The sequence below is a fragment of the Mycobacterium sp. 134 genome, from assembly GCF_048282715.1.
Classification (GTDB): Bacteria; Actinomycetota; Actinomycetes; order Mycobacteriales; family Mycobacteriaceae; genus Mycobacterium; species Mycobacterium septicum.
On record NZ_JBLVUN010000008.1, the window covers coordinates 5,987,430 to 6,012,726 of the forward strand.

Sequence of the window (25,297 nt, forward strand, 5' to 3'; positions counted from 1 at the left end):
AGGCTAGCGCTGGTAGTGCGGTGCGTGACGGCCGTTGCGCGCCGGCGGCGGGGTCCGGCGGACCGCATCCGGACGGCCGGGCTCCTGGCGCGGCTGGGTGTAGCGGCTGACGTCACCACGCCCGGGTGCCGCGTCGGCCCGGCCCGGAGGCAGCTCCCGGCGCCCGGCGGGCGTCGGCGCCAACGGGCGGCTGGGCGATCCGGCGCGACGCGCCAGCGCAGCTTGGCTGCCCTGACCCGACTGCGGTGCCACACCGTTCTGCGGAACCGGCGGCAGTACCCGCAGCAGGTCGTTGAACTGACGCACAGTGCGCAGCCCCTCGTCCCATTGGGCGCGGGTACTCGTGACCGGCATGCTGACGAGCGTCCAGTTCTGCTCGTTCCACATGATCTCGGCGCAATCGGGAGCGGTGTGGGCGAACGTGACCATCCGGCGGTCGCAGGCGCGACGAGCGGCGTCGAGGTTGGTGGAGTACACCATCCGCGGACCGATCGCGCCGAGCAGCCAGATGTCGCTCTCCCGGGGCTCCTTGATGCCCTTGAGTCGCAGATCGACGACGACGTTCGTGCCGACCTTGCGGTGCAGCGCGATCACCGTTGCCACTTCTTCGATGTCAAAGATGAACACCGCCTCGCCACGGATCTGGCCGAGCACGACGTTCTTGGCCGTGACGTCACCGACGGTCGACATCACCCCGCGCTTCCAGCGCTTGAGGATCTCGTGCGACTCGTGCTCGTAATCGAAGCCATGCGACTTCGCCCACGACTTACGGCGCCGTCCCAACCCACGTCGACGGTCGATGTCGACGTACAGCAATACGGCCGCACCCACGAAACAGAGTGCGGACAGCGTGAACCAGAGCGGGACCATCGGGCATAGCCTACTTGTTGACGGCGGGAATGCCCCCACCTTGTGAGGTCACAACCCGGTTACTGGTGATCAGAGCGCCCTAAACGAGGCGCTTCGAGGTACGTGACGATCGCGTTGGTGAGTCCCCGCCGGGCCACATCGAGGTCGGTATAGGTGCCGAGTTGGCGCTCGGAGGTGATGCCGCGCATCGCGCCGGGGATGAATGAGGCGACTTCACGGAGCCGCTCGGGGTCCACGTCGAGGTCGGCGAAGGCCTGCTGACAGGTTTGCAGCCAGCTCTGCCCCCACGACGACAGCTCGGCCGCGGTCTTCGGGTAGAGCCGTTCGAGTTCGGCATGGTCCCGTGGCAGCGCCGCGCGCAGATTCTCGATCGCCCGCGAATCACTTGCGGTCAACCCGTCATAGAGCAGGTCGATGATGCCGGCCACCCGCCGGCGCAGCGGCGCACCGTTGTCTCGGTGATTCAGCATTCCCGCCCGGCGCTCGGCGGTGCGCTGCAGGACGGCGGCCCAGAACCCGTCGATGTCACCGAACTGGTACTTCACCGCACCCCAGGTGGCACCGATGTCTTTGGCGATCCGGTTGGCCGAGACCGCTCCCGGGTCTCCGGTGGCCAGCGCCTTGCGCGCGGCCTCCAGCATGCTCTCCCGGGTGGCCTCGCCGCGCCGGTTGGTGCGGCGCGCGCTCACCTCGGTCATCTCAGGAGATTACCTCAATTTCACAGAACCCTCTTCCAAAGTTTCACAGAACCTCCTACGATTCGCGTCATGGCCAAACCACCGTTGTCGATGAAACCGACAGGATGGTTCCAAGTCGCCTGGTCAGACCAGGTCGGCGTCGGGGCTGTACATGCGATGAAGTACTTCGGCGAGGAGATGGTCGCCTGGCGCTCGGAATCCGGGCAGGTGACCGTGATGAACGCCTTCTGCGAGCACCTGGGCGCCCACCTGGGGTTCGGCGGCCAGGTGGTCGGCGAGGTCATCCAGTGCCCGTTCCACGGCTGGCAGTGGAACGCCGAGGGCCGCAATGTGTGTATCCCGTACCAGGACCGGCCCAACCGCGGCCGCCGGATGCGCACCTACCCCGTGGCCGAGCTCAACGAGGTCATCTATATCTGGCACGACGTCGAGGGGCGGGAGCCGTACTTCGATGCGCCGGATGTGTTCGCGTCGTTCGCCGACGGCAGCAGCGCCACCGACTATTACCCCCAGCAGAGGTTGTTCCGCGAAGGCCTCGAGTTGCATCCGCAGTACGTGCTGGAGAACGGCGTCGACTTCGCGCACTTCAAGTTCGTGCACCAGACCCCGATCGTGCCGGTGTTCACCCGCCACGACTTCGCCGCACCGATCTCCTACGTCGACTTCACCATCACGTTCGAGGGCGACGATCGACAGTCGATCGACGACGTGCGCAGCGGTGTCGAGGCGATCAACGGCGGTCTGGGCATCGCGGTGACCAAGAGCTGGGGAATGATCGACAACCGCACCATCTCGGCGGTCACCCCGGTGGACGAGTCCACCTCCGACGTGCGGTTCATGGTCTACATCGGCCGAACCCCCGGCAAGGACAGTCCCCGGGCCACCCAGCGCGCCAACGAGTTCGGCGACGAGGTGATCCGTCAGTTCACCCAGGACATCCACATCTGGTCGCACCAGCGCTACTCCGACCCTCCGGCGCTGGCCACCGCCGAGTACGAGGGCTTCACCGCAATCCGCAAGTGGGCCATGCAGTTCTATCCAGACGGTCTGGGCGGTAGTGCCGCAGACCTCGCGCTCATCCGGAAGGCAGACACCATATGACCGAGAAGATCCGCGTATTCCAGGTGGCGACGGGCAACGTCGGCACCGAGATGATCAGGCGCATCGGCAAGCGCCCCGACCTCGAACTTGTCGGATTGCATTGCTACACAGCGGAAAAGGTCGGCCGAGATGCGGGCGAGATCGCCGGCATCGATCCGATCGGGGTGACGGCGACGGGGTCGATCGAGGAGATCATCGCCACAAAGCCTGACGTGCTCACTTTTCATGGTGTCTTCCCGGATGAGGACCTCTACGTGAAAGTCCTTGAGGCCGGCATCAACATCGTCACCACCGCGGACTGGATCACCGGCTGGCACCGCGACACCAACCACCCGCATCCCTCCGGCAAGCCGGTGTCCCAGCTGCTGGCCGAGGCGTGCGCGAAGGGCTCCTCGACGTTCTACGGCACCGGTATGAACCCCGGCGTGAACCAGATCCTGGGCGTGGTGTGCTCGGCCGACGTCGCCGAGATCGAGAACGTCACCACCATCGAATCCGTCGACGTGTCATGTCATCACAGCAAGGACACCTGGATCGAGGTGGGCTACGGCCTGCCCGTCGACGATCCGTCGATCCCGGCCAAGTTGGAGAAGTACACCCGGGTGTTCGCCGACAGTGTGCTGATGATGGCCGACTGCTTCGGGCTGGAACTCGACGAGGTCAAGTTCACCTACGAACTCGGCGCCTGCACCAAGGATGTCGACCTGGGCTGGTACACCCTGCCGAAGGGATCGCTGGGCGGCAACTACATCAAGTACCAGGGCATCGTCGACGGAGTGCCGCGCGTCGAGACCCACCTGGAATGGCAGATGACCCCGCACACCGATCCGAGCTGGGATATCAAGGGCTGCTACATCACCCAGATCAAGGGGGATCCGTGCGTCTACAACAAGCACATGATCTTCCCGAAACCCGGGGTGGACCTGTCCGATCCGGACTCGTTCGCCTCGATCGGCATGACGGTCACCGGGCTGCCCGCACTCAACGCCATCGCCTCGGTGGTCAAGGCACCGCCGGGGCTGTTGACGAGCGCCGACGTGCCGCTGCGCGGATTCGCAGGCCGCTTCACTCTTTAGCGCGAGCTCACCTTCCCAGCGCGAGCAGAAGGTCAGGTCGGAAATGTCGAGGCGGCGAGCTCCAGAATCTCGGCACGGTCGGCGGGCACGATGACGCCGGCCTCGATGGCACGATCAAGAGCCGCGGTGAACTTGTCCAGGTATTCGTTTGCGCCGCCCGGGTACAGCTCACGCAGCTTGGTGGCGTCGAACGGTTCGCCTGACCCGAACAGGAAGGACATGGGGCTCTCGTTCGGGGCGAGACCGGACGTCCGCGCGATCGGGACATCGACCCATGGCGTGCGAACCCCGCCCTCGGCAATCCCGTTCGCGTCCAGGACAAACCGGATCTGTCCGCCTTCGGTCAATTCCAGGGGCGGTATCGACGTCGGCGCCTCGCCCGCGCGGACCCAGTGGGTGAGGCTCGCGACCGCGGCCTGCAGCACATAGTGATGCTGGGGGGCGAAGTTGATGAAGTACGACAGTTTCTTCCCCATCAACTTGTCGGTGGGCGTGTAGGCCGAAACGATGTCCGCCAGGGGCGCCGAACCGTTGTCGATGAAGCCCACCCGGATCGTGTAGTTGTCGGCATGCGCGCTTCCGGGGATCTCCCACGCCCGGAAATTGATGCCGTCTGATCTTCTGGCCCGGTGATAGCCGGGCAGATTGCCGTCCACCACATCGGTTTCGGTGAGCACCGTGAGGACCGGGACCCGCAGGTCCTCCCGGAACGGCACCGGACGCGACTCGTCGAGCGCCCTTGATCCGTCGAGGGAGGCAGCGGCGCCAAATCTCGAGTGGACCAGGAAGCCATCGAAGACCGCGTCGACCGGATCGACGTCGTTCACGTACGTGGTCAGGAACATCGCCGATTGCGATTCCCCAACCGCCAGGACGGTTTCCGGCGTACGGATGACGATCTCACCGTCGCGCACCAAGCGGCCGACCTGGGTGAAAATGTCGTAAGCGAAGGCGTCGCCTGGATGGTGGAGATCCGAATAGCGTTCGGGGTGCTGCGCTTTCAGAGACATGTTGCTGTCGACGAGACTGTCCCCGCCTTCCACGCCCACGTATTGCGCCGATACCGCGACGTACACGTAGCCCGCCCGCACGATTTCGCGGTGTGCCATGAACCACACTGCAGGAGCATCGATCCCGCCACTGACGTTGAGCCATTCGACCATCGCAACGCCGTTGAACTCGGCGGCGTCGGAAGGACGCAGGACCACGATGCGCGTCGTGTAGCCCGCCTCGGATGCCACGCCGCGCGAATGGGACCTGGCCGTGCCGGAGACAAGGAACTCCTCGGCGCCGTAACCCAGGTTGGCCAGGTCGTAGGCGCCGAGGAGCAGATTGGGTTTACCGGGGACCGGTTTGATCGAGGGAACCACCCGCCCATCTCAGCGCGAGCAGACGCGAATGTCCCCCAAAACCGAAGTTTTGGGGGACATTCGCGTCTTTTCGGCGGGCTCAATCAGCCCAGGACGAGGCTTTCGCCGTCCGCGCTGACGTTGACCGGCACCACGTCACCGTCGTGCACCTCGCCGGCCAGCAGCATCTTGGCCAGCTGGTCGCCGATGGCCTGCTGCACCAGGCGGCGCAGCGGACGGGCACCGTAGAGCGGGTCGAAACCACGCTCGGCCAGCCAGGTCTTGGCGGGCAGCGACACCTCGAGGGTGAGCCGGCGCTGCGCCAGCCGCTTCTGCAGCTGTTGCAGCTGGATGTCGACGATCGACACCAGCTCCTCGGGGTTGAGCGCGTCGAACATGATCACGTCGTCGAGCCGGTTGATGAACTCCGGCTTGAACGCCGCCCGCACCGCGGCCATCACCTGCTCTTCGGTGCCACCGGCACCCAGGTTGGAGGTCAGGATCAGGATCGTGTTGCGGAAGTCGACCGTGCGGCCCTGGCCGTCGGTCAACCGGCCCTCGTCGAGCACCTGCAGCAGCACGTCGAACACGTCCGGGTGTGCCTTCTCGATCTCGTCGAACAAGACCACCGTGTAGGGACGCCGGCGCACGGCCTCGGTCAGCTGACCACCCTGGTCGTAGCCGATGTACCCCGGAGGCGCACCGACCAGACGGGCCACCGAGTGCTTCTCGCCGTACTCGCTCATGTCGATGCGGACCATCGCGCGCTCGTCGTCGAACAGGAACTCCGCCAACGCTTTCGCGAGCTCGGTCTTACCGACACCGGTCGGGCCCAGGAACATGAACGAACCCGTCGGCCGGTTGGGGTCGGCCACCCCGGCCCGGCTGCGGCGCACCGCATCCGACACCGCGGTCACCGCCGCCTTCTGGCCGATGACGCGCTTGCCCAGCTCCTCCTCCATGCGCAGCAGCTTGGCGGTCTCGCCTTCGAGCATCCGGCCGGCGGGAATGCCGGTCCACGCCTCGACCACGTCGGCGATGTCGTCGGGGCCGACCTCCTCCTTGAGCATCACGTTCTCGCGTGCCTCGGCCACGGGCAGCGCGGCGTCGAGCTTCTTCTCGACCTCGGGGATACGCCCGTAGCGCAGCTCTGCGGCCTTGGCCAGGTCGCCGTCGCGCTCGGCCCGGTCGGCCTCGCCGCGCAACGTGTCCAGCTGCTCCTTGAATTCGCGGACGACGTCGATGGCGCCCTTCTCGTTCTGCCAACGAGTGGTGAGCTCCGCGAGCTTCTCCTTGTAGTCGGCCAGCTCACCGCGCAGCTTCTCCAGCCGGTCCTTCGACGCATCGTCCTCTTCCTTGGACAGCGCCATCTCCTCGATCTCGAGGCGACGGACCAACCGCTCGACCTCGTCGATCTCGACGGGCCGGGAGTCGATCTCCATGCGCAGCCGGGACGCGGCCTCGTCGACCAGGTCGATGGCCTTGTCCGGCAGGAACCGGCTGGTGATGTAGCGGTCACTCAACGTGGCGGCCGCGACCAGTGCGGAGTCCGTGATGCGAACGCCGTGATGCACCTCGTAGCGGTCCTTGAGGCCGCGCAGGATGCCGACGGTGTCCTCGACAGACGGCTCACCGACGAGCACCTGCTGGAAGCGGCGCTCCAGGGCGGCGTCCTTCTCGATGTACTTCCGGTACTCCTCGAGGGTGGTCGCGCCGACCAGTCGCAGCTCACCGCGGGCCAGCATGGGCTTGATCATGTTGCCCGCGTCCATCGCGGACTCGCCGGTGGCACCGGCGCCCACGATGGTGTGCAGCTCGTCGATGAACGTGATGACCTGGCCGGCCGAGTTCTTGATGTCGTCGAGGACTGCCTTGAGGCGTTCCTCGAACTCACCGCGGTACTTGGCGCCGGCCACCATGGACCCGAGGTCCAAGCTGATGACGGTCTTGTCCCGCAGGCTTTCCGGCACATCACCCGCGACGATGCGCTGGGCCAGGCCCTCGACGATCGCGGTCTTGCCGACGCCGGGCTCGCCGATGAGCACCGGGTTGTTCTTGGTGCGGCGGCTCAGGACCTGTACGACACGACGGATCTCGGTGTCGCGGCCGATGACCGGATCGAGCTTGCCCTCACGCGCGGCGGCGGTCAGGTCGGTGGAGTACTTCTCCAGCGCCTGGTAGCTGCCCTCGGGGTCCGCGCTGGTCACCCGGGCACTGCCACGCACCTTCACGAATGCCTCTCGCAGGGCCTGCGGCGAAGCACCGTGATTGGTCAGAAGCTTGGCGACGTCGGAGCTCCCGGTGGCCAGGCCGACCATCAGGTGCTCGGTGGACACATACTCGTCGTCCATCTCGGTGGCGAGGTGCTGCGCCGTGGTGATCGCGGTGATCGACTCGGGCGACAGCTGCGGTTGCGAACTCGAGCCACTCGCGCTCGGCAGGCGGCCGATGATGCGCTCGGCTTCCGCGCGGATCGTCGCGGGCTCGACTCCGACCGCCTCCAGCAGCGGTGCGGCGATACCGTCGTTCTGCGTCAGCAACGCCATCAACAAATGGGCGGGTGTGATCTGTGGATTGCCTGCGGCGGTGGCCGCCTGCAACGCCGAGGTCAGCGCCGCCTGGGTCTTCGTGGTCGGGTTGAACGAGTCCACGACACCTCCCCTTCTATGTCTGTCCACGGCCAATTCGGCTACGTGGAAAATGCTTGTCGCGATGTACAACGTAGTCAAGGTTGAGTCTGTTCCGCTCAACTTTAAAAATTTTTCCCGGGCAGACTCGACGGGGTGCGCTCCCCCTCCCACATCGCCGTCGTCGCCGCGTCCACACCCAGCCACATGTACCCCCATCTGGCGGTGGTTCACGCCCTGGTACGCCGCGGCCATCGGGTGAGTTACCTGGTCGGAGGCCATCTGGCCGGTTTGGCCGCGCCCACCGGGGCCGACGTCATCGCCTGCACATCAGTACTGCCGGGGGCGCCCGGCGCGCCGGAATCCTTCGCCGAAGCCGACCCGGTGGCCGGCATGCAAATGTTCCTCGACGAGGCGGTGCATGTCCTGCCGCAGGTCCACGCCGCACTCGACGCCGACCGGCCCGACCTGGTGCTCTACGACATCGGCGGCATGGCGGGCCCGGTGGCCGCCGACCACTGGGGCGTGCCCGCGGCGCAGTTGTCACCCAGCGAGGTGGCCTGGGACGGCTACCACGACGACATGGCCGAGATCCTCGGCCCGATCCTCGGCAGCCCCAGCGGCCTGGCCTACCGCCGGGCGTTCGACGATTGGCTGACCGAATCCCGCTCGGGATTGACGTTCGACGACGTGACCGGCGCGCCTGCGCGGTGTCTGGTGCTGATCCCGCGAGTGATGCAACGCAACTCCGACCGGGTCGGCGATCGCTACCGGTTCGTCGGACCGTGCATCGACCCACGACGCGGGGATCCGGGCGATTGGAGCCCGCCGGCCGGAGACGGTCCGCTGGCCCTGCTGGCCTTCGGTACCGCCTACACCGAACGAGCCGATGTGTACCGCAACGTGATCGAGGCACTCGACGGGCACGGTTGGCGGCTGGTCTTGGCCACCGGCCATGCCGGGGCCGACGATCTGGGTCCTGTACCTGACTGGGTTCAGCTGCGCGAATCCGTTCCCCAACCGGCAGTGCTGCGATCGGCCGACTGTTTCATCACTCACGCCGGCATGGGTTCGTGCACCGAGGGATTGTGGTTCGGTGTGCCGATGGTCGCGATTCCGCAGGCCGTCGATCAACCGGCCAACGCCACCCGTCTGGAGACCATCGGGGTGGGCCGTCACCTGCCGGACCATCTGCCCGGCGTGGACGCGATCCGCGACGCCGTACTCGGTGTCGTGGCCGATCGGGAGATCCGGTTGAACCTCGACACCATCCGCGCGGAGATCCACGCCCACGGCGGACCCGGACATGCCGCCGACGCAGTTGAGGACATCGCGGCCGGACGCTGGTGAGCGTTGCTAGGTTTTGCTCATGACGGAAAGCTGGGGCTCGGTTCTCGCCGAACTCATCCCGCTGGCACTGGTGGTGGCGCTGTCACCGCTGTCGATCATTCCGGCGGTCCTGGTACTGCACACACCGCGCCCCCGGCCGGCGGGCCTGTCGTTTCTCGCCGGGTGGTTTCTCGGCCTGGCCGCGCTGACGGCGATCTTCGTCGGCGTCTCCGGCCTGTTCGGCAGGCTCGACGAACCACCGACGTGGGCGTCGTGGTTGCGCATCGTGGTGGGCGTCGCACTGGTCGTCTTCGGTGTTTACCGCTTTCTCACCCGGGCACAGTCAGAGCACAGCCCCAAGTGGATGGCCAGCCTGAGCAAGCTCACGCCGGCCAGGGCGGGTGCGGCCGGCCTGGCGCTCACCGTGGTGAACCCCAAGGTGCTGTTCATCTGCGTGGCAGCAGGTTTGGCGATCGGCAGCGCCGGCCTCGGTCAGCCGGGCGTCTGGGCGGCAGGGCTGTATTTCGTGGCGTTCGCGGGGTCGACCGTGGCTCTGCCGATACTCGCCTACGCGGTATCGGGTGATCGTCTCGATCCCGCGCTGGCCCGGCTCAAGGAATGGATGGAACGCCAGCATGCGGTGCTGGTCGCGGGAATTCTCGTCGTGATCGGCCTTCTCGTGCTCTACAAGGGAATTCACGCCCTATAGGCGACGCTTTCGGCGCAGACCGGGCTACGGTATGCGCATGTCCGAATCCGGTTTCGGTGATTTCGAATTCGAGCGGAAGTTCTTTGTCCGCGAATTGCCCGCGGTGGCGGCATCAGATCCCACGCCCGCCCTCATCGTGCAGGCTTATCTGTTCGCGTCCGACGGATATGCGGTGCGCGTCCGGGTACAGGGGTCGGCTCCAGCGGAATTGGATGCCACTCCCGCCGAGCTCGTGGAGGCATTGGGCGAGGAATCGCTGGGGACCATGACAGCCAAGGGTCCCGCCGTCGGAGGTACCCGCTATGAAGCCGAACGCGAACTCGATCCATTGGTCGCGGCACAGATTGTGCGCCGGTCCGAATTCGTGATCGCCAAGGTCCGTTACTCGACATGGCTGGGCGAGGACGGCTGGATCGTCGATCGGTTCCTCGGCGGAAATGCACCGCTACTGCTCTCCGAGGTGGAGCGGGGCGGCCCCGTGGTCGATCTGGCAATTCCGTCATTCTGCGTTTCCGAGGTGTCAGAGGACGACCGGTTCCGCAATGAATACCTGGCGCACCGGCCATTCGGCACCTGGGCCGGCGAATATCTGGCCGAGCTCGAACACCGCGGCCCTACCTTCGTAGATACTCTGGGCCGGAATCAGTTCGAAGGCAGTTGAGCAAGACAGCCGTCCGCCGCAAGGGAATGACACATGACGCCTCACGGTCCCGACGATTGGGACGATGCCGACGACGGCAACGGTCTCGACGCACTGGATTTCGACACCCCAGTGCTCGATGACGATGTATCCGGTCTCGATGCCCTGCCGGACTACGCGCCCGACGATGTCGACGAGGACGAGGCCGACGACTTCGACACCTTCGACGCCGAACCCCACGCCGAAGACGAGGAACAGATCCCGGTGGTCCAGGCCGTCAACCCGCCGGGCACGGTCGCCGTCACGGCCTATCTCAACGGCTCCGTCGCCCAGGTGGACCTGGACCCGAGGGTAACCACCCTGACCGAGGCACAACTGGCCGACGAGATCCGGATCGTGGCCGGCGTCGCCGCCACGAAGGCGACGGCAGTGGTGCACGTCGGCGTGGTGAACATGCTCCTCGAGCAGGGGATGGAGTTGCGAGAGGCCCGCGACTTCGTGGAGACCAACATGCCGTTCGCCACCCCCGAACAGGCCGGTGAGGCCGAACTCGCGCTCATCGCGCGGCACTCCGGCCAGGCGCACTGACCGCCTACAGGTCAGGCAGCCCCAGCTCGGCCGCATCGGCGGTGAGGTAGCGGGTCACCGTCGGCGCGAGCAATCTCACGACGTCTTCGCCGTCGAGCGTCGCCATCGGCGGGACTGCCATCACGTAACGCAGCATCGCGGTGCCCACCAGGCTCGATGCGGCGAGCATGGCCCGCAACCGAGCCTGGTCGCCACCGCCCAGCACGCCTGACACCGCCGCGAGCACGTAGTCCTGCATGAACGTTCGAAATGCCACGTGCGCATCGGAATTCGATGTTGCCGACTGCAGCATGACCCGCATGCTGGCTGCCGTGTCCGGCGATTCCCACATCTTCAGGTAGACGCGCACCATGCGCTCGCCGATCTTCTCGGCCGGCCCTTCCAGGGCAGCCACCAGTGCGTCGGGGTCCAGGATCAGCCGCAGCGATTCCCGGAAGAGATCGGCCTTCGACCCGAACAGGTAGAGCACCATCGATGCATCTACTTGCGCGTCCGAGGCAATGGACCGCAGCGTCGTCTTCTCGTATCCCTCGGCCGCGAAGCGCTGCTTGGCCGCCGCCAGCACAGCGTCACGGGAGACCGGGTCGCCCTGGCGGCGCCCGCGCCGCGTAGCAGTTTTCCCAGGTGAAGCCATACATCGACACTATCATTTCAATGACTGTTGAAAACTGGACTCATCAGGCCTACCCTCACCTCAACCGATTAATTCAACACTGGATGAAAAGAGGGAGCATGCTCTCGACACAGACCGCCGCGCCCACCCACCACGCAGCACCCGACCACGAACCGCCCGCCGCACTGCGCGCCGCGGGCATCGTCGCCGTGTTGACCATCGCGATCGCCATCGTGGCCATCGCGTTCGCCTTGCCGGCGTCACGTTCCAAGCCGCACGATGTCCCGATCGGCGTCGCGGGGCCCCAGGCCGCGACCAGCCAGATCGCCGAGCGCCTCCAACAGCAGGCCCCGGACGCATTCTCGGTGACCTACTACCCCGGCGAAGACGCCCTACGTGAGGCGATCCTCAACCGAAACGTCTATGGCGGCATAGCTTTCGGCCCGCAGGGGCCGTCCCTGCTGACGGCAACCGGGGGCAGCCCCGCCGTCGCGCAATTGCTCACCCAGATCGGCAACGGCATCGCCGCGAATTCCGGCGTCAACCTGCACACCGAGGACCTGGCCCCGCCGACCAGCCGGGATCCGCGCGGGACCGGATTGGCCGCCTCCGCGCTGCCGATCACCATGGCCGGGATGCTGCCTGCCATCGCACTGGTGCTGGCGTTGAAGCGCGAGGTGTGGACCCGGCTGACTGCCACCCTCGTGTTCTCCGCGCTTGCCGGCGTCACGGTCGCGGCGCTGCTCCAACACGTTCTCGGCTCGATCGACTCGAACTTCTGGGGGGTGGCCGCAGGCCTGACGTTGGGAATCGCGGCGGCCAGCCTGTTCATGCTGGGTCTGGGCTCGCTGTTCGGCAAGGTCGGCCTGGGCATCGGCGCAGCACTGGCCCTGCTGCTGGGCAACCCGCTGTCCGGGTTGATGGCCGCACCGGAGATGCTGCCGGCCGGCTGGGGCCAGATCGGACAGCTGCTCCCACAGGGCGCCACTGCCACGCTGCTGCGATCCACCGCGTACTTCGGCGGTGCAGGCGCCGACATGGCGATCGTCGTGCTCAGTTGCTGGATGCTCGCCGGGCTGACGCTGGTGATCATCGCCGCATTGCGGCGGCCCGGGCCGACCGCGCCTAGACTGCGACTCCGTGGGACTCGATGACCGTCAAGCACTGGAGACACTCCAGAACGCTGTCGACCCCAAGCAGGGCTCCGCGACGCTGATCCGCGACTTCTACACCCAGTGGTTCGCCACCGACCTCTCGGCCCGCGATCTGTTCCCCCCTGACATGGACAGCCAGCGCGACGTCTTTGCCCGCGCCCTGACCTGGCTGTTCGGGGAGTTGATCGCCCAGCGCGCCGAGGAGCCGGTGGCGTTCCTGGCTCAGCTCGGCAGAGATCACCGCAAATACGGTGTGACGCAGAGTCATTACGACTCCATGCAGGGGGCGCTCTACAACGCGCTGCATCGCCACCTCGAGCCCGAATGGGACGAACGGCTGGCCGAGACCGCCCGCGATGCCGTCGCACTGGTCATCGGGGTGATGCGCGGCGCGGCCGATGCCGAGGACTCCCCCGCGTACTGCGACGGCACGGTCATCGAGCACCACCGGGTCACCCGAGACGTCTCGGTGATCCGGCTCCAGCTCGACCAGGCGCTGTTCTACCACCCCGGCCAGTACGTCACCGTGCAGGTTCCTCAATGGCCGCGCCGGTGGCGCTACCTGAGCCCTGGCCGTACCCTCCGATCGCTCCGGAGCCATCGAGTTCCACATCCGGTCGGTCCCCGGCGGCATGGTGAGCACCGCCATCGTCGCCGAGACCAAGATCGGGGACCGCTGGCGCATGTCCAGCCCGCACGGCGGGCTGCACGTCGACCGCGGCGGCGAGGATGTGCTGATGGTGGCGGGCAGCACCGGACTGGCCCCGCTGCGCAACATCATCATGGACATGACGCTGCACGGTGAGAATCCCCGCGTGCACCTGTTCTTCGGCGGCCGCTATCCGTGCGACCTCTACGACCTGAAGACGCTGTGGCACATCGCCTCGACAAACCCGTGGCTGTCGGTGACCCCGGTGTCGGAGTACAGCACCGATCCCCCGTGGGCGGGCCAGTACCCGAACGTCCAGCCGCCGCGCGGTCTACATGTGCGCCAAATCGGCACACTGGCCGAAGTGGTGACCAGGTACGGCAATTGGGGCGATCGGCAGATCCTGATCTGCGGTGGACCGGACATGGTCACCGCCACCAAGGCCGCCCTGGTCGAGCGAGGCGCTCCGGCCGAGCGGATCCAGCACGACCCGCTGACGCGCTGAGGATGCCAGACTGGCGCCATGAGTGCGGTTCGAACAGTCACCCTGCATGACCCGTCGTCATCCCTGACGGCCACGTATGCTCCGGCCGCGGGGATGATCTGCACCTCGCTGGCCGACGGTGCAGTCGAGTACCTGGGCCAGCGGCGCGGGTTGCAGGCCTACCTCACCGACGGCAAGACGATGGGCATCCCGATCCTCTATCCGTGGGCAAACCGGCTGAGCGCCAACGAGTACCGCGTCGAGGACACCAATGTCCGCTTGACACCCGGGGTCGACGGCGTGCGCACCGACGCGCACGGGGCGCCGATGCACGGTGTGCTCGCCGCCAATCCGGACTGGCGGGTGATCGAGAAATCCGAGAACGTGTTGAGAGCGGACCTGGATTGGGGTACCCACCCGAAGCTGCTGGCGACGTTTCCGTTCCCGCACCGTCTGACCATGTCGGTGACGCTGGCCGATCGGACCCTCACCGTGTCCACCACGGTGGCCGCGACGTCCGAGCAGTCGGTGCCGCTGTGTTACGGCTACCACCCCTACGTGACGATTCCCGGTGTGCCCCGTGAGGATTGGCAGTTGCACACCCCCACCATGAGGCACCTGCTCGTCGATGACCGGGGCCTGCCCACCGGCGAATCCTCGGACTGGCCGGGCGGGACGAGACGGCTGGGGACCACCGAACTCGACGACGGATTCGATGCGGTCGAAGAGGGCGCGACGTTCCGGCTGTCCGGCGGCAGCCATCGGGTCGAGGTCAGGTTCGGCGCGGGCTATTCGGCAGCGCAGCTGTTCGCGCCGCTCGGCGACAACGTGGTAGGCATCGAGCCGATGGCCGCACCGACCGATGCATTGCGCCGCGGAAACTACAAAATGGCCGCCCCCGGAAGTCCGGAGACGGCCACCTTTTCGATCAGAGTCGGCTAGCGCGCGCCTCGACGCGGCTGCCACAGCACGACCGCTTTGGACGCCACAGAAACGTCGCGTCGCTGATCGCTGAGTTGTTCGACCTGCTGGGTCAACTCGGAAACCCGCGTACGCAACGCATCGACCTGATTGGTCAGTTCGATGATGCGCTTGATCCCGGCCAGGTTGACGCCCTCGTCCTGTGACAACCGCTGCACCTCACGGAGCAGGTCGACGTCACGCTCGGAGTAGCGGCGCCCGCCGCCGGAACTGCGCTGCGGGCTGACCAGGCCGAGCCGGTCGTATGTGCGCAGGGTCTGCGCGTGCATACCGGCCAGCTCGGCGGCCACCGAGATCAAAAACGTGCGGGCATCGTCCTTGCGCTGGCTCATATGTTGCCTGCCCATCCGGCCCGCGGATCGAATCCGCTGGCCCGTTCGGCTTTCGCATATGCCTCCAGCGCCTCTGCCGCTTCACCTTCCAGGTTGGGCGGCACCGCGACCTTCACCGTGACCAGCAGGTCACCGTGGCCGCCGGAGCGTTTCGGTACGCCGCGTCCGCGCACCCGCAGGATCCGGCCGTCGGAGGTGCCCTTGGGCACGCGCACACCGACCTTGCCGTCCAGAGTGGGAACGGAAAGCGTTGTCCCGAGCGCCAATTCGTGGAAGCTGACCGGAACGCTGACCGTCAGGTCGTCGCCGTCACGCCCGAACACCTTGTCCGGACGCACATGCACGGTGACGTAGAGGTCGCCCGACGGCGCACCCCGCAGCCCGGCTTCGCCCTGGCCGGCCAGCCGAATACGCTGACCGTCCTCGACACCCGGTGGGATCCGCACGTTGATGGTGCGGGTCCGGGTGGTGACGCCGGTGCCCTGACATTCGCCGCAGGGGTGTTCGATGATCGAGCCGCTGCCCCGGCATTCGGTGCAGGGCTCGGAGAATCCGAACGCTCCCTGGTTGCGGTTGACCACACCGGAGCCGTTGCAGTTCGGGCACACCTTCGGGCTGGTGCCCGGCCGCGCACCGCTGCCATGGCAGTTGGTGCAGGGGCCGGGCTGGTCAGCCGTAGCGGCATGGCCACGCCCTTGGTGGCCTCCAAGAAGGACAGCTCGGTTTCGGTTTCCAGGTCGTTACCCCGGCGAGGCCGGCTCGGCCGCGGTTGCGCACCGCGCCCGAACAGCCCGCCGAAAAGGTCACCGATGTTGGCGCCGCCGCTCTGGCCGGCCGCGTCGAACAGGTCTCCCAGGTTGAATTCGGCTCCGTCGGAACCGAATCCGCCGCTGAAGTTCCCGCCCGGGTTGAACCGACGCCCGCCCCCGGCGAACAGCCGACGGGTCTCGTCGTACTCCTTGCGCTTCGCGGGGTCCGACAGAACACTGTTCGCCTCAGAAACCGTCTTGAACCGCTCCGCCGCTCCCGCATCGGGATTGCGGTCGGGATGCAGTTCGGAGGCCAGTTTCCGGTAGGCCTTCTTGATCTCGTCGGCGCTGGCGTCAGAGGAGACGCCGAGTTCCTTGTAGAAGTCCTTCTCGACCCACTCGCGTTGGGCCATGCTGCGCCACCTCCTTACCTCTTCTCTCTAGTTGGATGGACTATTTGTCTGATTCTGCGGCCTGATCGCCGGCGGCGTCAGCGTTATCCGCTGTCCCCGACGGGGAATCAGCGCCGGCTTCGGCCTCGGGCACGGTGTCGACCACGCCGACGAGGGCGTGCCTGACCACCTGGTCACCGATCCGGTAGCCCCGGCGCATGACGGTCCCGACCACGGGATGGGTGCCTTCGCCCTCGTGCTGCACGGCCTCGTGCAGCGACGGGTCGAACTCGTCACCCTCCACGCCGAATCCGGAAAGGCCCTGTCCTTCAAGGGCACCGACGAGCTTGTCGGCGACCGACTTGAGCGGTCCGGATTCCAGGTCACCATGGCTGCGGGCCCGGTCCAGGTCGTCGAGCACACCCAGAAGCGGTGTGATGACGCCGGCCTTGGCCCGGTCCGCGGTCACCTGCTGATCGCGCAGCGCCCGCTTGCGGTAGTTGTCGTATTCGGCCTTCACGCGTTGCAGCGTGGCCTTGAGCTCGGCGACCTCGTCGCTATCGCTCGCCGACTCCCCAGCAGCAGAGGCGGCCGACGCCGGCCCACTGGGGGCCGGCGCCTGCTCACGAACCTCACCGGAGTCGGGATCGATGCGCCGTTTGTCGGTGATGGTCACCGGCTCGTGCGAATCGTTCTCGCTCACTTGGTCTCCTGGTCATCGTCGACAACTTCGGCGTCCACCACGTTGTCGTCCGCATTGGACGAATCGGCAGCTCCACCCGATCCACCGGCGGCCTGCTCAGCCTGGGTGGCCTCGTAGATCGCCTGGCCCAGACCCTGGGACTCGACACCGAGCTTCTCCATGGCGTCCTTGATCGCGGAGATGTCGGAGCCTTCCAGCGCCGACTTCGCCTCGGCGATCGCGCCGTCGACCTTGGTCAAGGTGTCCTCGGGGACCTTCGAACCGCCTTCGGCCTCACGCTGCTCCTTGACGAACTTCTCCGTCTGGTAGACCAGCGACTCGGCCTGGTTGCGGACGTCGGCCTCTTCGCGACGCTTGCGATCCTCGTCGGCGTGCGCCTCGGCGTCCTTGATCATCCGGTCGATCTCTTCCTTGGACAGGCCAGAGCCTTCCTGGATCTTGATCGTGTTTTCCTTGCCGGTGCCCTTGTCCTTGGCGGTGACGTGCACGATGCCGTTGGCGTCGATGTCGAAGGTGACCTCGATCTGCGGCACGCCGCGGGGGGCCGGCGGGATGCCGGTCAGCTCGAAGGAGCCGAGCAGCTTGTTGTGCGCGGCGATTTCGCGCTCACCCTGGAAGACCTGGATCTGCACCGACGGCTGGTTGTCGTCAGCGGTGGTGAAGGTCTCCGACCGCTTGGTCGGGATGGTGGTGTTGCGCTCGATCAGCTTGGTCATCACGCCACCCTTGGTTTCGATACCGAGGGACAGCGGGGTGACGTCAAGCAGCAGAACGTCTTTCACCTCGCCCTTGAGCACGCCGGCCTGCAGCGCAGCGCCCACGGCGACAACCTCGTCGGGGTTGACGCCCTTGTTGGGCTCCTTGCCGCCGGTCATCTCCTTGACCAGGTCGGTCACGGCGGGCATCCGGGTCGAGCCACCCACCAGCACCACGTGGTCGATCTCGCCGACCGAGATGCCGGCATCCTTGATCACCGACTGGAACGGCTGACGGGTGCGGTCCAGCAGATCCTGAGTGATCTTCTGGAACTCGGCGCGGGTCAGCTGCTCGTCGAGGAACAGCGGGTTCTTGTCGGCGTCGACGGTGATGTAGGGCAGGTTGATCGAGGTGCTCTGCGAGGAGCTGAGTTCGATCTTCGCCTTCTCGGCCGCTTCGCGCAGCCGCTGCATGGCCATCTTGTCCTTGGTCAAGTCGATGCCACTGGTGGCCTTGAACTTGTCGACCAGCCATTCGACGATCCGGTCATCCCAGTCGTCGCCACCGAGGTGGTTGTCACCGGAGGTGGCACGCACCTCGACGACACCGTCGCCGATCTCCAGCAGCGAGACGTCGAACGTGCCGCCACCGAGGTCGAAGACCAGGATGGTCTGTTCCTTGCTGCCCTTGTCCAGTCCGTAGGCCAGGGCGGCCGCGGTGGGCTCGTTGACGATGCGCAGGACGTTGAGGCCGGCGATCTGGCCGGCTTCCTTGGTGGCCTGGCGCTGGGCGTCGTTGAAGTACGCGGGCACCGTGATGACGGCGTCGGTGATGTCCTCACCGAGGTACGCCTCGGCGTCGCGCTTCAGTTTCTGCAGCACACGGGCGCTGATCTCCTGCGCCGTGTAGTTCTTGCCGTCGATCTCGACGGTCCAATCGGTGCCCATGTGACGCTTGACCGAACGGATGGTCCGGTCGACGTTGGTCACCGCCTGGTTCTTGGCGGGCTGACCGACCAGCACCTCGCCGTTGCGCGCGAACGCGACGACGGACGGAGTGGTCCGGGAGCCCTCGGAGTTCGCGACGACGACGGGGTCGCCGCCTTCCAGGACCGCGACGCATGAGTTGGTGGTCCCGAGGTCGATACCGACCGCACGAGCCATGGTGTTGCCTCCTGTTAGAGATATGGGGTCTGAGCGGACTGCGCTCAAGCTTGCTCCGGATGAGCATAGGTTGTCAACCCAGACTTGAGTCACTCTCACTCAACTTGCTGTCGAAGTGGTCAACGGGGGTTTCACAGGATTTGTTCCCGGAGCCTGCGATTTCTTTCGGGATGGTTGTGATAACGCCGGTCAGGTCCTTCTTGCCGGTCAGGTACGGCGCACTCGGCCCCGCACCGACCGGGTACCGTGCCCCATAATCAGATGCCGCCGGTCGGCTCGACCGCGGCTTGACATCCGGCTCACACCGTCGCCCCAGGGCGCAACCAGCCACTCGAGGGGGATCGAACGGCGATGGCAGACGAGATCACGACGACCGAACCGAACGTGCCCGAGGACAAGCCGGCCAAGCACGGCTACCAGCGCCGGGCATTCAGATGGGCCACTCCGGTCGGTGACATCGCGATCGCCATCCGCACCCCGCGCAACCCGCGCCCGCTCCTGCCGAAGCGCTACGACCCGTTCGGAATCGCCGACCGCGCGCTCGATGCCGCCAAGACCAGTATGAAGCTGGCCGCCTGGGGCGAGGAACAGCTGGCCACCCTGGTGAAGAACCGGCTGGAGGCCATCGATTCGGCATCGGCGCCCAGGCCCGCGACGCTCGCCACGCCCGAGGAACCGACGGCCCGATCGCTCAACAACAAGATGGACCGGCTGCTGGACCGCGCCCTGGACCAGAGCACCACGGGCAGCCAGGTCGAGCTCTACCACCGCCTGCTCGACCAGCTGGTCGCCGACGAAGCACGGATCATCGGCGCTCTGTCGGAGGGTGCGGCTTCGCCATTGGTCAACGTCTACACCTGGACACGGGCCCGGACGCCGGGGCAGGCCGTGCTGGAGAACGCCTGCCTGATCGGCCGCACCGCCAATGTGGCGTTGCCCGCCATGGTCCCGCAGTACGTCGGCCATCTGCTGTCGCTGGGTCTGGTCGAGACCGGTCCAGAGGATCCGTCGCAGAAATCCGAGTACGAGGTGCTCATGGCCGAGCCCATGGTGTTGCGGGCGATCAAGGGCGCATCGCGCGGGCCACTCACCGCGCGGGTGGACAAGCTGACCCTGACGCTGTCGGGCCTGGGTCGCGGCCTGTGGGAGGCCGCGGTCCAACGGGACGGTTCGTAACCGCATGAGCGGCAGCGAGACATTTCTCGCGATTCAGACGTGGCAGGAGATCAGGGCAGATTTCGGCGTCAATTGGCTGATCTATCTGTCCATGCCGTTCGTCGCCGCCTTCGTCGGGTGGAGCACCAAGATCGTCGCGCTGGAGATGCTGTACCGGCCGATGGAGTTCAAGGGCATCGGCCTGTTCGGTTGGCAGGGCATCGTGCCCCGCCGCGCGGGCAAGGTGGGATCGAAGACCATCGAGCTGCTCACGCAGAACCTTCTGAAACCCGAAGAGCTGCTGGAGAAGGTCGACGCCAGAGAAGCCGTCGACACCTTGCGCGAGCCGCTGACCCAGGCAGTCGACGAGATTTCCCGCGACATCGCCGAGCAGATCCGCCCCGGACTGTGGGATTCACTGCCCGATGCGGCGCGCAAGGCGATCATGGCGCGCGTCCACGACCAGACGCCGAAGATCGTCGAGAAGATGCTCACCGAGATGCGGTCGGACCTCAACCGGTTCGTCGACATCCAGTACCTGGCGGTCACGACGCTGGTCCGGAACAAGGACAAGCTCAACAAACTGATGCGCGGGCTCGGCGACAACGCGATGGCCTTCGTCCGCCGCAGCGGAATCTACTTCGGGCTCGCGATCGGCGTGGTTCAGATGGTCGCCTGGGCGTTGTTCCAGAACCCGTGGATCATGCCGGCCTTCGGCTTCGGCGTCGGCCTCATCAGTGACTACATCGCGCTCAACATGCTGTTCCGGCCGGTGCGGCCGACGAAGTACCTCGGCTTCATCCCGTTCCAGGGATTGCTGCACGCCGAGCGCGACAAGATCACCGCGGACTACGCACGGATCCTGGCCCAGGACCTGTTCTCACCGGAGATCCTGTTCGACGGCGTGCTGCGCGGACCCGGTTCCGACAAGCTGTTCGCGCTGGTGGGCAAGGAGGTCGAAGCGGCCATCGATGCTCAGACGGGCCTGGCGACCCCGCTGGTCAAATTCGCCGTCGGCACGCAGCGGTACAACGCCTTCAAGGACAACATGGTGAAGATGGTGCTCGAACGGCTCCCCACCACGCTGGTCGAGGCCCAGGACTACGCCATGAGCGCGCTGGACCTCGAAAAGACCATCGTCGACAAGATGGGGCAGCTCACCAACGAGGAGTATGAGTCGATTCTGCGGCCGGTGTTCAAGGACGACGAGCCCACGATGATCGCGGTCGGCGCCATCCTCGGCGGCGTCGTCGGCGAAATCCAGGTGCAGGTCATCGAGCACTTCGGCCACAGCCCCGAGGCCGTCGCACTGGCCCTGCTGCACCACTAGCCGGACCTATTTGCCGCCGGCCAGGAGGTCGCGAGACTGCAGAGCCAGCCAGAGCTGGGCGATGTCGGCGGTGTCGGACAGGCGGGCCCCGGTGAGCTCCTCCACCTTGTGGACGCGGTACAGCACGGTCTGCCGATGCACGTTCATCGCGGCCGCTGTGCGCTGCCAGGACCGCTGGTTGTCCAGGAACGCCTCCAGCGTCTCGACCAGGCCGGTGCGGTGCTGGGCGTCATGCTCGATCAGCGGACCGAGCCAGCGCTCCACCATGGCCCGGGCATCCTCGACACCGCCCATGCCCACCCAGGACGTCGCGGTGCCGTAGCGCACCACGCGATCCCCGGTCCGCTGCGCGGCGCCCAGTGCCCATGTCGCCTCGCGGGCGGACTCCGCCGAACGGGCCACGGTCTTGATCACCCGGCCGGCTCCGACCCTGGCGGTCGGGCCGAGTGCGGCGGCGATGGCCTCGACCGCCGCATCGGTTCCCGGCACCACCGCATGCGAGACTCCCGAACGGAACGCCGACACGTGGGGAATCCGGCGGCGCCACAGCGCGACGTGCAGATCCCGCAGCCGCCGTTCGTCGTCACACGTGGCCGAGACGAACATCGACGTCGCCGGATCCAGCCCGGCGGACACCAGCTGACGACGCCCCACCCGTTGATCCATCCGCCCGTCGATGAGCTGCGCGGTGAGCTCGGCACCCGTGCGCCGGGTGTGTTCGAGCGCCAGGTGGGTCTGGGACAACTCGAGCGCGACGACGGTCGCGGCGTGCTGTATCAGAACTCCGTCGAGTGCGGCGCCGCCTTCGCGGATGACGGCCAGCACCGCATCGTCGTGCGTCGGTACCTCCCCGACCAGCACCTCGACCCCGCCTGCGGTGAGGACCGATCGCGCCCCGGCGGCCAGTGTGCCGTGCGATGCCGTGCGCACCGTCTCCTTCACGTCGTCCGGCGGGTGCGGGCCGTCAGGGTGATACGCCTCCCCGGTGACCCGGTCGCACACGTACACCGCGCATTTCAGTTCTTTCGTCAGTGCATCGGCGATACGTGATCGTGCGGCATCCCCTGCCGTGGAGTGGCGCAGCGTGTCATAGATGCGTGCCGTCCGCATCAGCCGCTGGGACTGTTCGAGCAGGGTGGCCTCGGCTACCGCGCGCGAGATCGCCACGAACGGCATCGGGTAACGGATCCACACCACCGGCAACTCGAGCCGCTCACTGGCGCGAGTGAACCGTTGGGTGAGGCGGGGGCAGAACATGTCCTCGCCGATCGCCAGTCCACTGGCACCCACGCGATGCAGTTCCTCGAGCAGGTTCTCCTGGTCGGCTGCGGCCGCCGGGAACGACATGCCGTTGGTCATCAACAGTTCCCCGGCGCTGACCCACTGCCATGGTTCCGGCAGATCCGAGGTGTGCGTCCAGGTCACCTGTCGATCCAACCCGGCCTTGCCGGAGTGCAGTCGCAGCTGCAGGTGCGGCATGTCCAACAACTCGCGCACCGTGATGCTCACATGCCACCCCTCCTCACCGCGAGCGACCGTGTCTGTACGGCAACACGCCGTAACCAGCGTACTTTCGCGGTCGCTCGCGGCGCCCGGGGTCACCCGTGCAAGTGGAGCGGTGCTCCGGACACAGCCATCAGCGCCTCTCCCAGCGCCTCGTTCTGCGTGGGGTGGGCGTGCACGAAGCGGGCTGCCTCGTCGGCCTTGACGCCCAGGTTGTAGAGCATCTGGGCTTCACCGATCAGCTCCGAAACCCCGTGGCCGATCATGTGTACGCCCGCCACCGTGCCGGCCGGTTCGACGACCAGCTTGATCGCCCCGGACGCCTTGAGGATCTGGCTGCGCCCGTTGCCGGCCAGGTCGTAGGTGACGGTTTCCACGCCGTCGCCGTAGCGGTCCCGCGCGGCCTCCTCGGTGAGCCCCACCGAGGCGATCTCGGGGTTGCAGTAGGTGACCCGAGGGATACCGAGGTCCGCGACGGGTTCGGGGTTGCGCCCGGCGATCTGCTCGGCGACGAAGATGCCCTGCTGAAATGCCCGGTGCGCCAACTGGAGTCCACCGACGATGTCGCCGATCGCGTACACGCTCGGCACGCTCGTGCGCAGCGCGTCGTCGGTCACCACGAACCCGCGGTCGAGTGTCACCCCGGCCTCGGCGAGTCCGAGGTCGGCGGTACGTGGGGACCGGCCGACGGCTACCAGCAGCACATCGGCGGACAACTCGTCGCCGGACTCGAGGGTCACTCGCACTTCGCCGCGGTCGGTGGCGACCGCGGTGAGCCTGGCTCCGGTCTTGGCGGTGATGCGGCGGCGCCGGAACAACCGCTCCAGATAGGTGGAGATGGCGGCGTCCTCGTTGGGCACCAGCCGTGGCAGTGCTTCGATGATTGTCACCTTGGTGCCGAACGACGCCCAGAGACTGGCGAATTCGACGCCGATCACGCCGCCGCCGAGGATGATCGCCGATTCGGGGATGGTCTCCAGTTCCAGGGCCTGGTCGCTGGTGAGCACCCGATCGGAAGGCGCGATGAGTCCGGGGAGCTTCGGCGCCGACCCGGTGGCCAGCACGATCGATTTTCCGGTGATGGTGGTGCCGTCGACCTCGACGGTGGTGGGCCCGGTCAGCCGGCCACGACCGTTGACGACGGTGATGCCGAGCGTGTCGATCAGCCCGGAAAGCCCCTTGTGCAGGCGCGCCACCACCGTGTTCTTGAACCCGTGCAGCTTCTCCGGGTCGACGCCGTGGAAGGCCACGTTGACCCCGAATTGAGCTGCGGTGCGGGCACTATCGGCGACTTCGGCCGCATGCAACAGCGCCTTGGTCGGGATGCAGCCGCGGTGCAGGCAGGTGCCGCCCACCTGGGCCTCGTCGATCAGGACGACAGACAACCCGAGCTGTGACGCACGGATCGCCGCGGCATACCCGCCGGGGCCGCCGCCGAGGATGGCGACATCTGCTGCACTCACGAAACGCTCCTTGAAAGTTTGATTGCGGTACGCGCCTGGGTGTAGAGCCACCCGGCCCGGTAGGACGAACGCACCAGCGGGCCGGACATCACCCCGAGGAAGCCGATCTCGCGGGCGATGCCGTCGAGGTCGGTGAATTCTTCTGGGGTGACCCAGCGTTCGATGGGGTGGTGCCGCGGCGTCGGCCGCAGGTACTGGGTGATGGTGATCAGCCGGCATCCGGCAGCATGCAGATCCCGCAGGGCCTGCACGATCTCCTCGATGGTCTCCCCCATGCCGAGGATCAGGTTCGACTTCGTGATCAGGTCTTGGCTGCGGGCCCGCTCGATCACCCCGAGCGAGCGTTCGTAGTCGAAGCCGGGCCGGATACGGCGGAAGATCCGCGGCACCGTTTCCAGATTGTGCGCAAGCACTTCCGGTGCGGCATCGAAGACTCCGTCGAGTTGTTCAGGGGTTCCGGTGAAATCGGGGATGAGCAGTTCGACACCCGTCCCCGGGCAGGCCGCATGGATCTGGCGCACGGTCTCGGCGTACAACCACGCGCCGCCGTCGGGCAGGTCGTCGCGCGCCACCCCGGTCACCGTCGCGTAGCGCAACTGCATGTGCGCCACGGATTCGGCCACCCGCCGGGGTTCGTCCCGGTCCAGCGGCTCGGGGCGGCCGGTGGCGATCTGGCAGAAATCGCAGCGTCGCGTGCATTGGTCACCGCCGATCAGGAAGGTCGCCTCGCGGGCTTCCCAGCATTCGAAGATGTTGGGGCAGCCTGCTTCCTGACACACCGTGTGCAGGTCGTTGCGCTGCACGAGCGAGGCCAGCTCACGGTATTCGGGCCCGGTCCGCAGCTGCGTCTTCATCCAGGGCGGTTTGCGTTCGACCGGGGTCTGCGCGTTGCGGACCTCCAACCGCAGCAGGCGGCGGCCTTCCGGGGTGACGGTCATATCCC

The 25,297-nt window shown here is 66.7% G+C and carries 21 protein-coding genes and 2 pseudogenes; 11 read left to right on the forward strand and 12 right to left on the reverse strand.

All coding sequences use genetic code 11. From position 1 onward, the window contains the following. Nucleotides 1–3: 3 nt before the first annotated feature. Both ttfA and ACNQVK_RS33630 read right to left on the reverse strand, forming a co-directional pair. Entirely contained in the window at nucleotides 4–870 is an 867-nt protein-coding gene (gene ttfA, locus ACNQVK_RS33625) for a trehalose monomycolate transport factor TtfA (RefSeq protein WP_135452052.1), read from the reverse strand. 59 nt (nucleotides 871–929) lie between these two features. Beyond that, nucleotides 930–1,568, reverse strand: coding sequence for a TetR/AcrR family transcriptional regulator (locus ACNQVK_RS33630; RefSeq protein ID WP_418033071.1), 639 nt, complete (start codon nucleotides 1,566–1,568; stop codon nucleotides 930–932). A 69-nt stretch (nucleotides 1,569–1,637) separates the two neighbouring features. Here ACNQVK_RS33630 and ACNQVK_RS33635 point away from each other — a divergent pair, with 69 nt between their 5' ends. Together ACNQVK_RS33635 and ACNQVK_RS33640 are read left to right on the forward strand one after the other, a co-directional pair. Beyond that, nucleotides 1,638–2,669, forward strand: coding sequence for a Rieske 2Fe-2S domain-containing protein (locus ACNQVK_RS33635; RefSeq protein WP_418033073.1), 1,032 nt, complete (start codon nucleotides 1,638–1,640; stop codon nucleotides 2,667–2,669). Next, nucleotides 2,666–3,745, forward strand: coding sequence for a dihydrodipicolinate reductase (locus ACNQVK_RS33640; RefSeq protein WP_418033074.1), 1,080 nt, complete (start codon nucleotides 2,666–2,668; stop codon nucleotides 3,743–3,745). The genes ACNQVK_RS33635 and ACNQVK_RS33640 overlap by 4 nt, the downstream gene beginning before the upstream one ends. A 32-nt stretch (nucleotides 3,746–3,777) precedes the next feature. On the opposite strand, the gene ACNQVK_RS33645 is transcribed toward ACNQVK_RS33640, so the two are convergent. Together ACNQVK_RS33645 and clpB are read right to left on the reverse strand one after the other, a co-directional pair. Further along, a complete protein-coding gene (locus tag ACNQVK_RS33645; RefSeq protein WP_418033076.1) occupies nucleotides 3,778–5,115 on the reverse strand; it encodes an alpha/beta hydrolase domain-containing protein in 1,338 nt (445 codons plus the stop codon). An 83-nt stretch (nucleotides 5,116–5,198) separates the two neighbouring features. After that, nucleotides 5,199–7,745, reverse strand: coding sequence for an ATP-dependent chaperone ClpB (clpB, locus tag ACNQVK_RS33650; RefSeq protein ID WP_418033078.1), 2,547 nt, complete (start codon nucleotides 7,743–7,745; stop codon nucleotides 5,199–5,201). A gap of 132 nt (nucleotides 7,746–7,877) precedes the next feature. Between clpB and ACNQVK_RS33655 the strand changes: the two genes are divergently transcribed. Genes ACNQVK_RS33655 through ACNQVK_RS33670 form a run of 4 tightly spaced genes read left to right on the forward strand, consistent with a single transcriptional unit; the run spans nucleotide 7,878 to nucleotide 10,987 of the window. Then, a complete protein-coding gene (locus ACNQVK_RS33655; protein ID WP_418033080.1) occupies nucleotides 7,878–9,071 on the forward strand; it encodes a macrolide family glycosyltransferase in 1,194 nt (397 codons plus the stop codon). Between the two features lie 19 nt (nucleotides 9,072–9,090). Beyond that, on the forward strand, nucleotides 9,091–9,759 hold the full coding sequence (locus ACNQVK_RS33660) for a GAP family protein (RefSeq protein ID WP_418033082.1): 669 nt from the start codon (nucleotides 9,091–9,093) through the stop codon (nucleotides 9,757–9,759). Nucleotides 9,760–9,796: 37 nt separating this feature from the next. Further along, on the forward strand, nucleotides 9,797–10,420 hold the full coding sequence (locus tag ACNQVK_RS33665) for a hypothetical protein (protein WP_418033084.1): 624 nt from the start codon (nucleotides 9,797–9,799) through the stop codon (nucleotides 10,418–10,420). A 33-nt stretch (nucleotides 10,421–10,453) separates the two neighbouring features. Next, nucleotides 10,454–10,987 carry a hypothetical protein gene (locus ACNQVK_RS33670; RefSeq protein ID WP_418033086.1) on the forward strand — a complete coding sequence of 178 codons (534 nt, stop codon included), beginning with the start codon at nucleotides 10,454–10,456 and terminating at the stop codon, nucleotides 10,985–10,987. A gap of 4 nt (nucleotides 10,988–10,991) precedes the next feature. Here ACNQVK_RS33670 and ACNQVK_RS33675 read toward each other — a convergent pair whose 3' ends face one another. Next, a complete protein-coding gene (locus ACNQVK_RS33675) occupies nucleotides 10,992–11,621 on the reverse strand; it encodes a TetR family transcriptional regulator (RefSeq protein ID WP_418033087.1) in 630 nt (209 codons plus the stop codon). A 98-nt stretch (nucleotides 11,622–11,719) separates the two neighbouring features. On the opposite strand from ACNQVK_RS33675, the gene ACNQVK_RS33680 reads away from it, so the two are divergent. The 3 genes and pseudogenes from ACNQVK_RS33680 (at nucleotide 11,720) to ACNQVK_RS33690 (ending at nucleotide 14,829) form a co-directional block, all read left to right on the forward strand. Then, entirely contained in the window at nucleotides 11,720–12,754 is a 1,035-nt protein-coding gene (locus ACNQVK_RS33680) for an ABC transporter permease (RefSeq protein WP_418033088.1), read from the forward strand. Continuing rightward, a pseudogene (locus ACNQVK_RS33685) lies at nucleotides 12,741–13,908 on the forward strand (FAD-binding oxidoreductase). Before ACNQVK_RS33680 ends, ACNQVK_RS33685 begins: the two are co-directional and overlap by 14 nt. An 18-nt stretch (nucleotides 13,909–13,926) precedes the next feature. Further along, entirely contained in the window at nucleotides 13,927–14,829 is a 903-nt protein-coding gene (locus ACNQVK_RS33690) for an aldose 1-epimerase (RefSeq protein WP_418033090.1), read from the forward strand. Here the strand turns inward: ACNQVK_RS33690 and ACNQVK_RS33695 are convergent. The 4 genes and pseudogenes from ACNQVK_RS33695 to dnaK form a co-directional block, all read right to left on the reverse strand. Further along, complete coding sequence (locus ACNQVK_RS33695) at nucleotides 14,826–15,200, reverse strand: heat shock protein transcriptional repressor HspR (RefSeq protein ID WP_418033091.1); 375 nt, start codon at nucleotides 15,198–15,200, stop codon at nucleotides 14,826–14,828. The genes ACNQVK_RS33690 and ACNQVK_RS33695 overlap by 4 nt on opposite strands. After that, nucleotides 15,197–16,362: pseudogene (gene dnaJ, locus ACNQVK_RS33700) on the reverse strand (molecular chaperone DnaJ). Before dnaJ ends, ACNQVK_RS33695 begins: the two are co-directional and overlap by 4 nt. Nucleotides 16,363–16,402: 40 nt before the next feature. Continuing rightward, nucleotides 16,403–17,044 carry a nucleotide exchange factor GrpE gene (gene grpE / locus ACNQVK_RS33705; protein ID WP_044515353.1) on the reverse strand — a complete coding sequence of 214 codons (642 nt, stop codon included), beginning with the start codon at nucleotides 17,042–17,044 and terminating at the stop codon, nucleotides 16,403–16,405. Next, nucleotides 17,041–18,903 (reverse strand): molecular chaperone DnaK, encoded by a 1,863-nt coding sequence (dnaK, locus tag ACNQVK_RS33710; protein ID WP_211157230.1) that lies wholly within the window; start codon nucleotides 18,901–18,903, stop codon nucleotides 17,041–17,043. The genes grpE and dnaK overlap by 4 nt, the downstream gene beginning before the upstream one ends. Before the next feature lie 351 nt (nucleotides 18,904–19,254). On the opposite strand from dnaK, the gene ACNQVK_RS33715 reads away from it, so the two are divergent. Together ACNQVK_RS33715 and ACNQVK_RS33720 are read left to right on the forward strand one after the other, a co-directional pair. Beyond that, a complete protein-coding gene (locus tag ACNQVK_RS33715) occupies nucleotides 19,255–20,079 on the forward strand; it encodes an Abi-alpha family protein (protein ID WP_418033092.1) in 825 nt (274 codons plus the stop codon). Nucleotides 20,080–20,083: 4 nt separating this feature from the next. After that, entirely contained in the window at nucleotides 20,084–21,388 is a 1,305-nt protein-coding gene (locus ACNQVK_RS33720; protein WP_418033093.1) for a DUF445 domain-containing protein, read from the forward strand. 6 nt (nucleotides 21,389–21,394) lie between these two features. On the opposite strand, the gene ACNQVK_RS33725 is transcribed toward ACNQVK_RS33720, so the two are convergent. From ACNQVK_RS33725 to lipA, 3 genes are all read right to left on the reverse strand, one after another. Continuing rightward, a complete protein-coding gene (locus ACNQVK_RS33725; RefSeq protein ID WP_418033094.1) occupies nucleotides 21,395–22,897 on the reverse strand; it encodes a PucR family transcriptional regulator in 1,503 nt (500 codons plus the stop codon). 89 nt (nucleotides 22,898–22,986) lie between these two features. Then, complete coding sequence (lpdA, locus tag ACNQVK_RS33730; RefSeq protein WP_418033095.1) at nucleotides 22,987–24,354, reverse strand: dihydrolipoyl dehydrogenase; 1,368 nt, start codon at nucleotides 24,352–24,354, stop codon at nucleotides 22,987–22,989. Then, on the reverse strand, nucleotides 24,351–25,292 hold the full coding sequence (gene lipA / locus ACNQVK_RS33735) for a lipoyl synthase (protein WP_418033096.1): 942 nt from the start codon (nucleotides 25,290–25,292) through the stop codon (nucleotides 24,351–24,353). The genes lpdA and lipA overlap by 4 nt, the downstream gene beginning before the upstream one ends. Nucleotides 25,293–25,297: the final 5 nt, after the last annotated feature.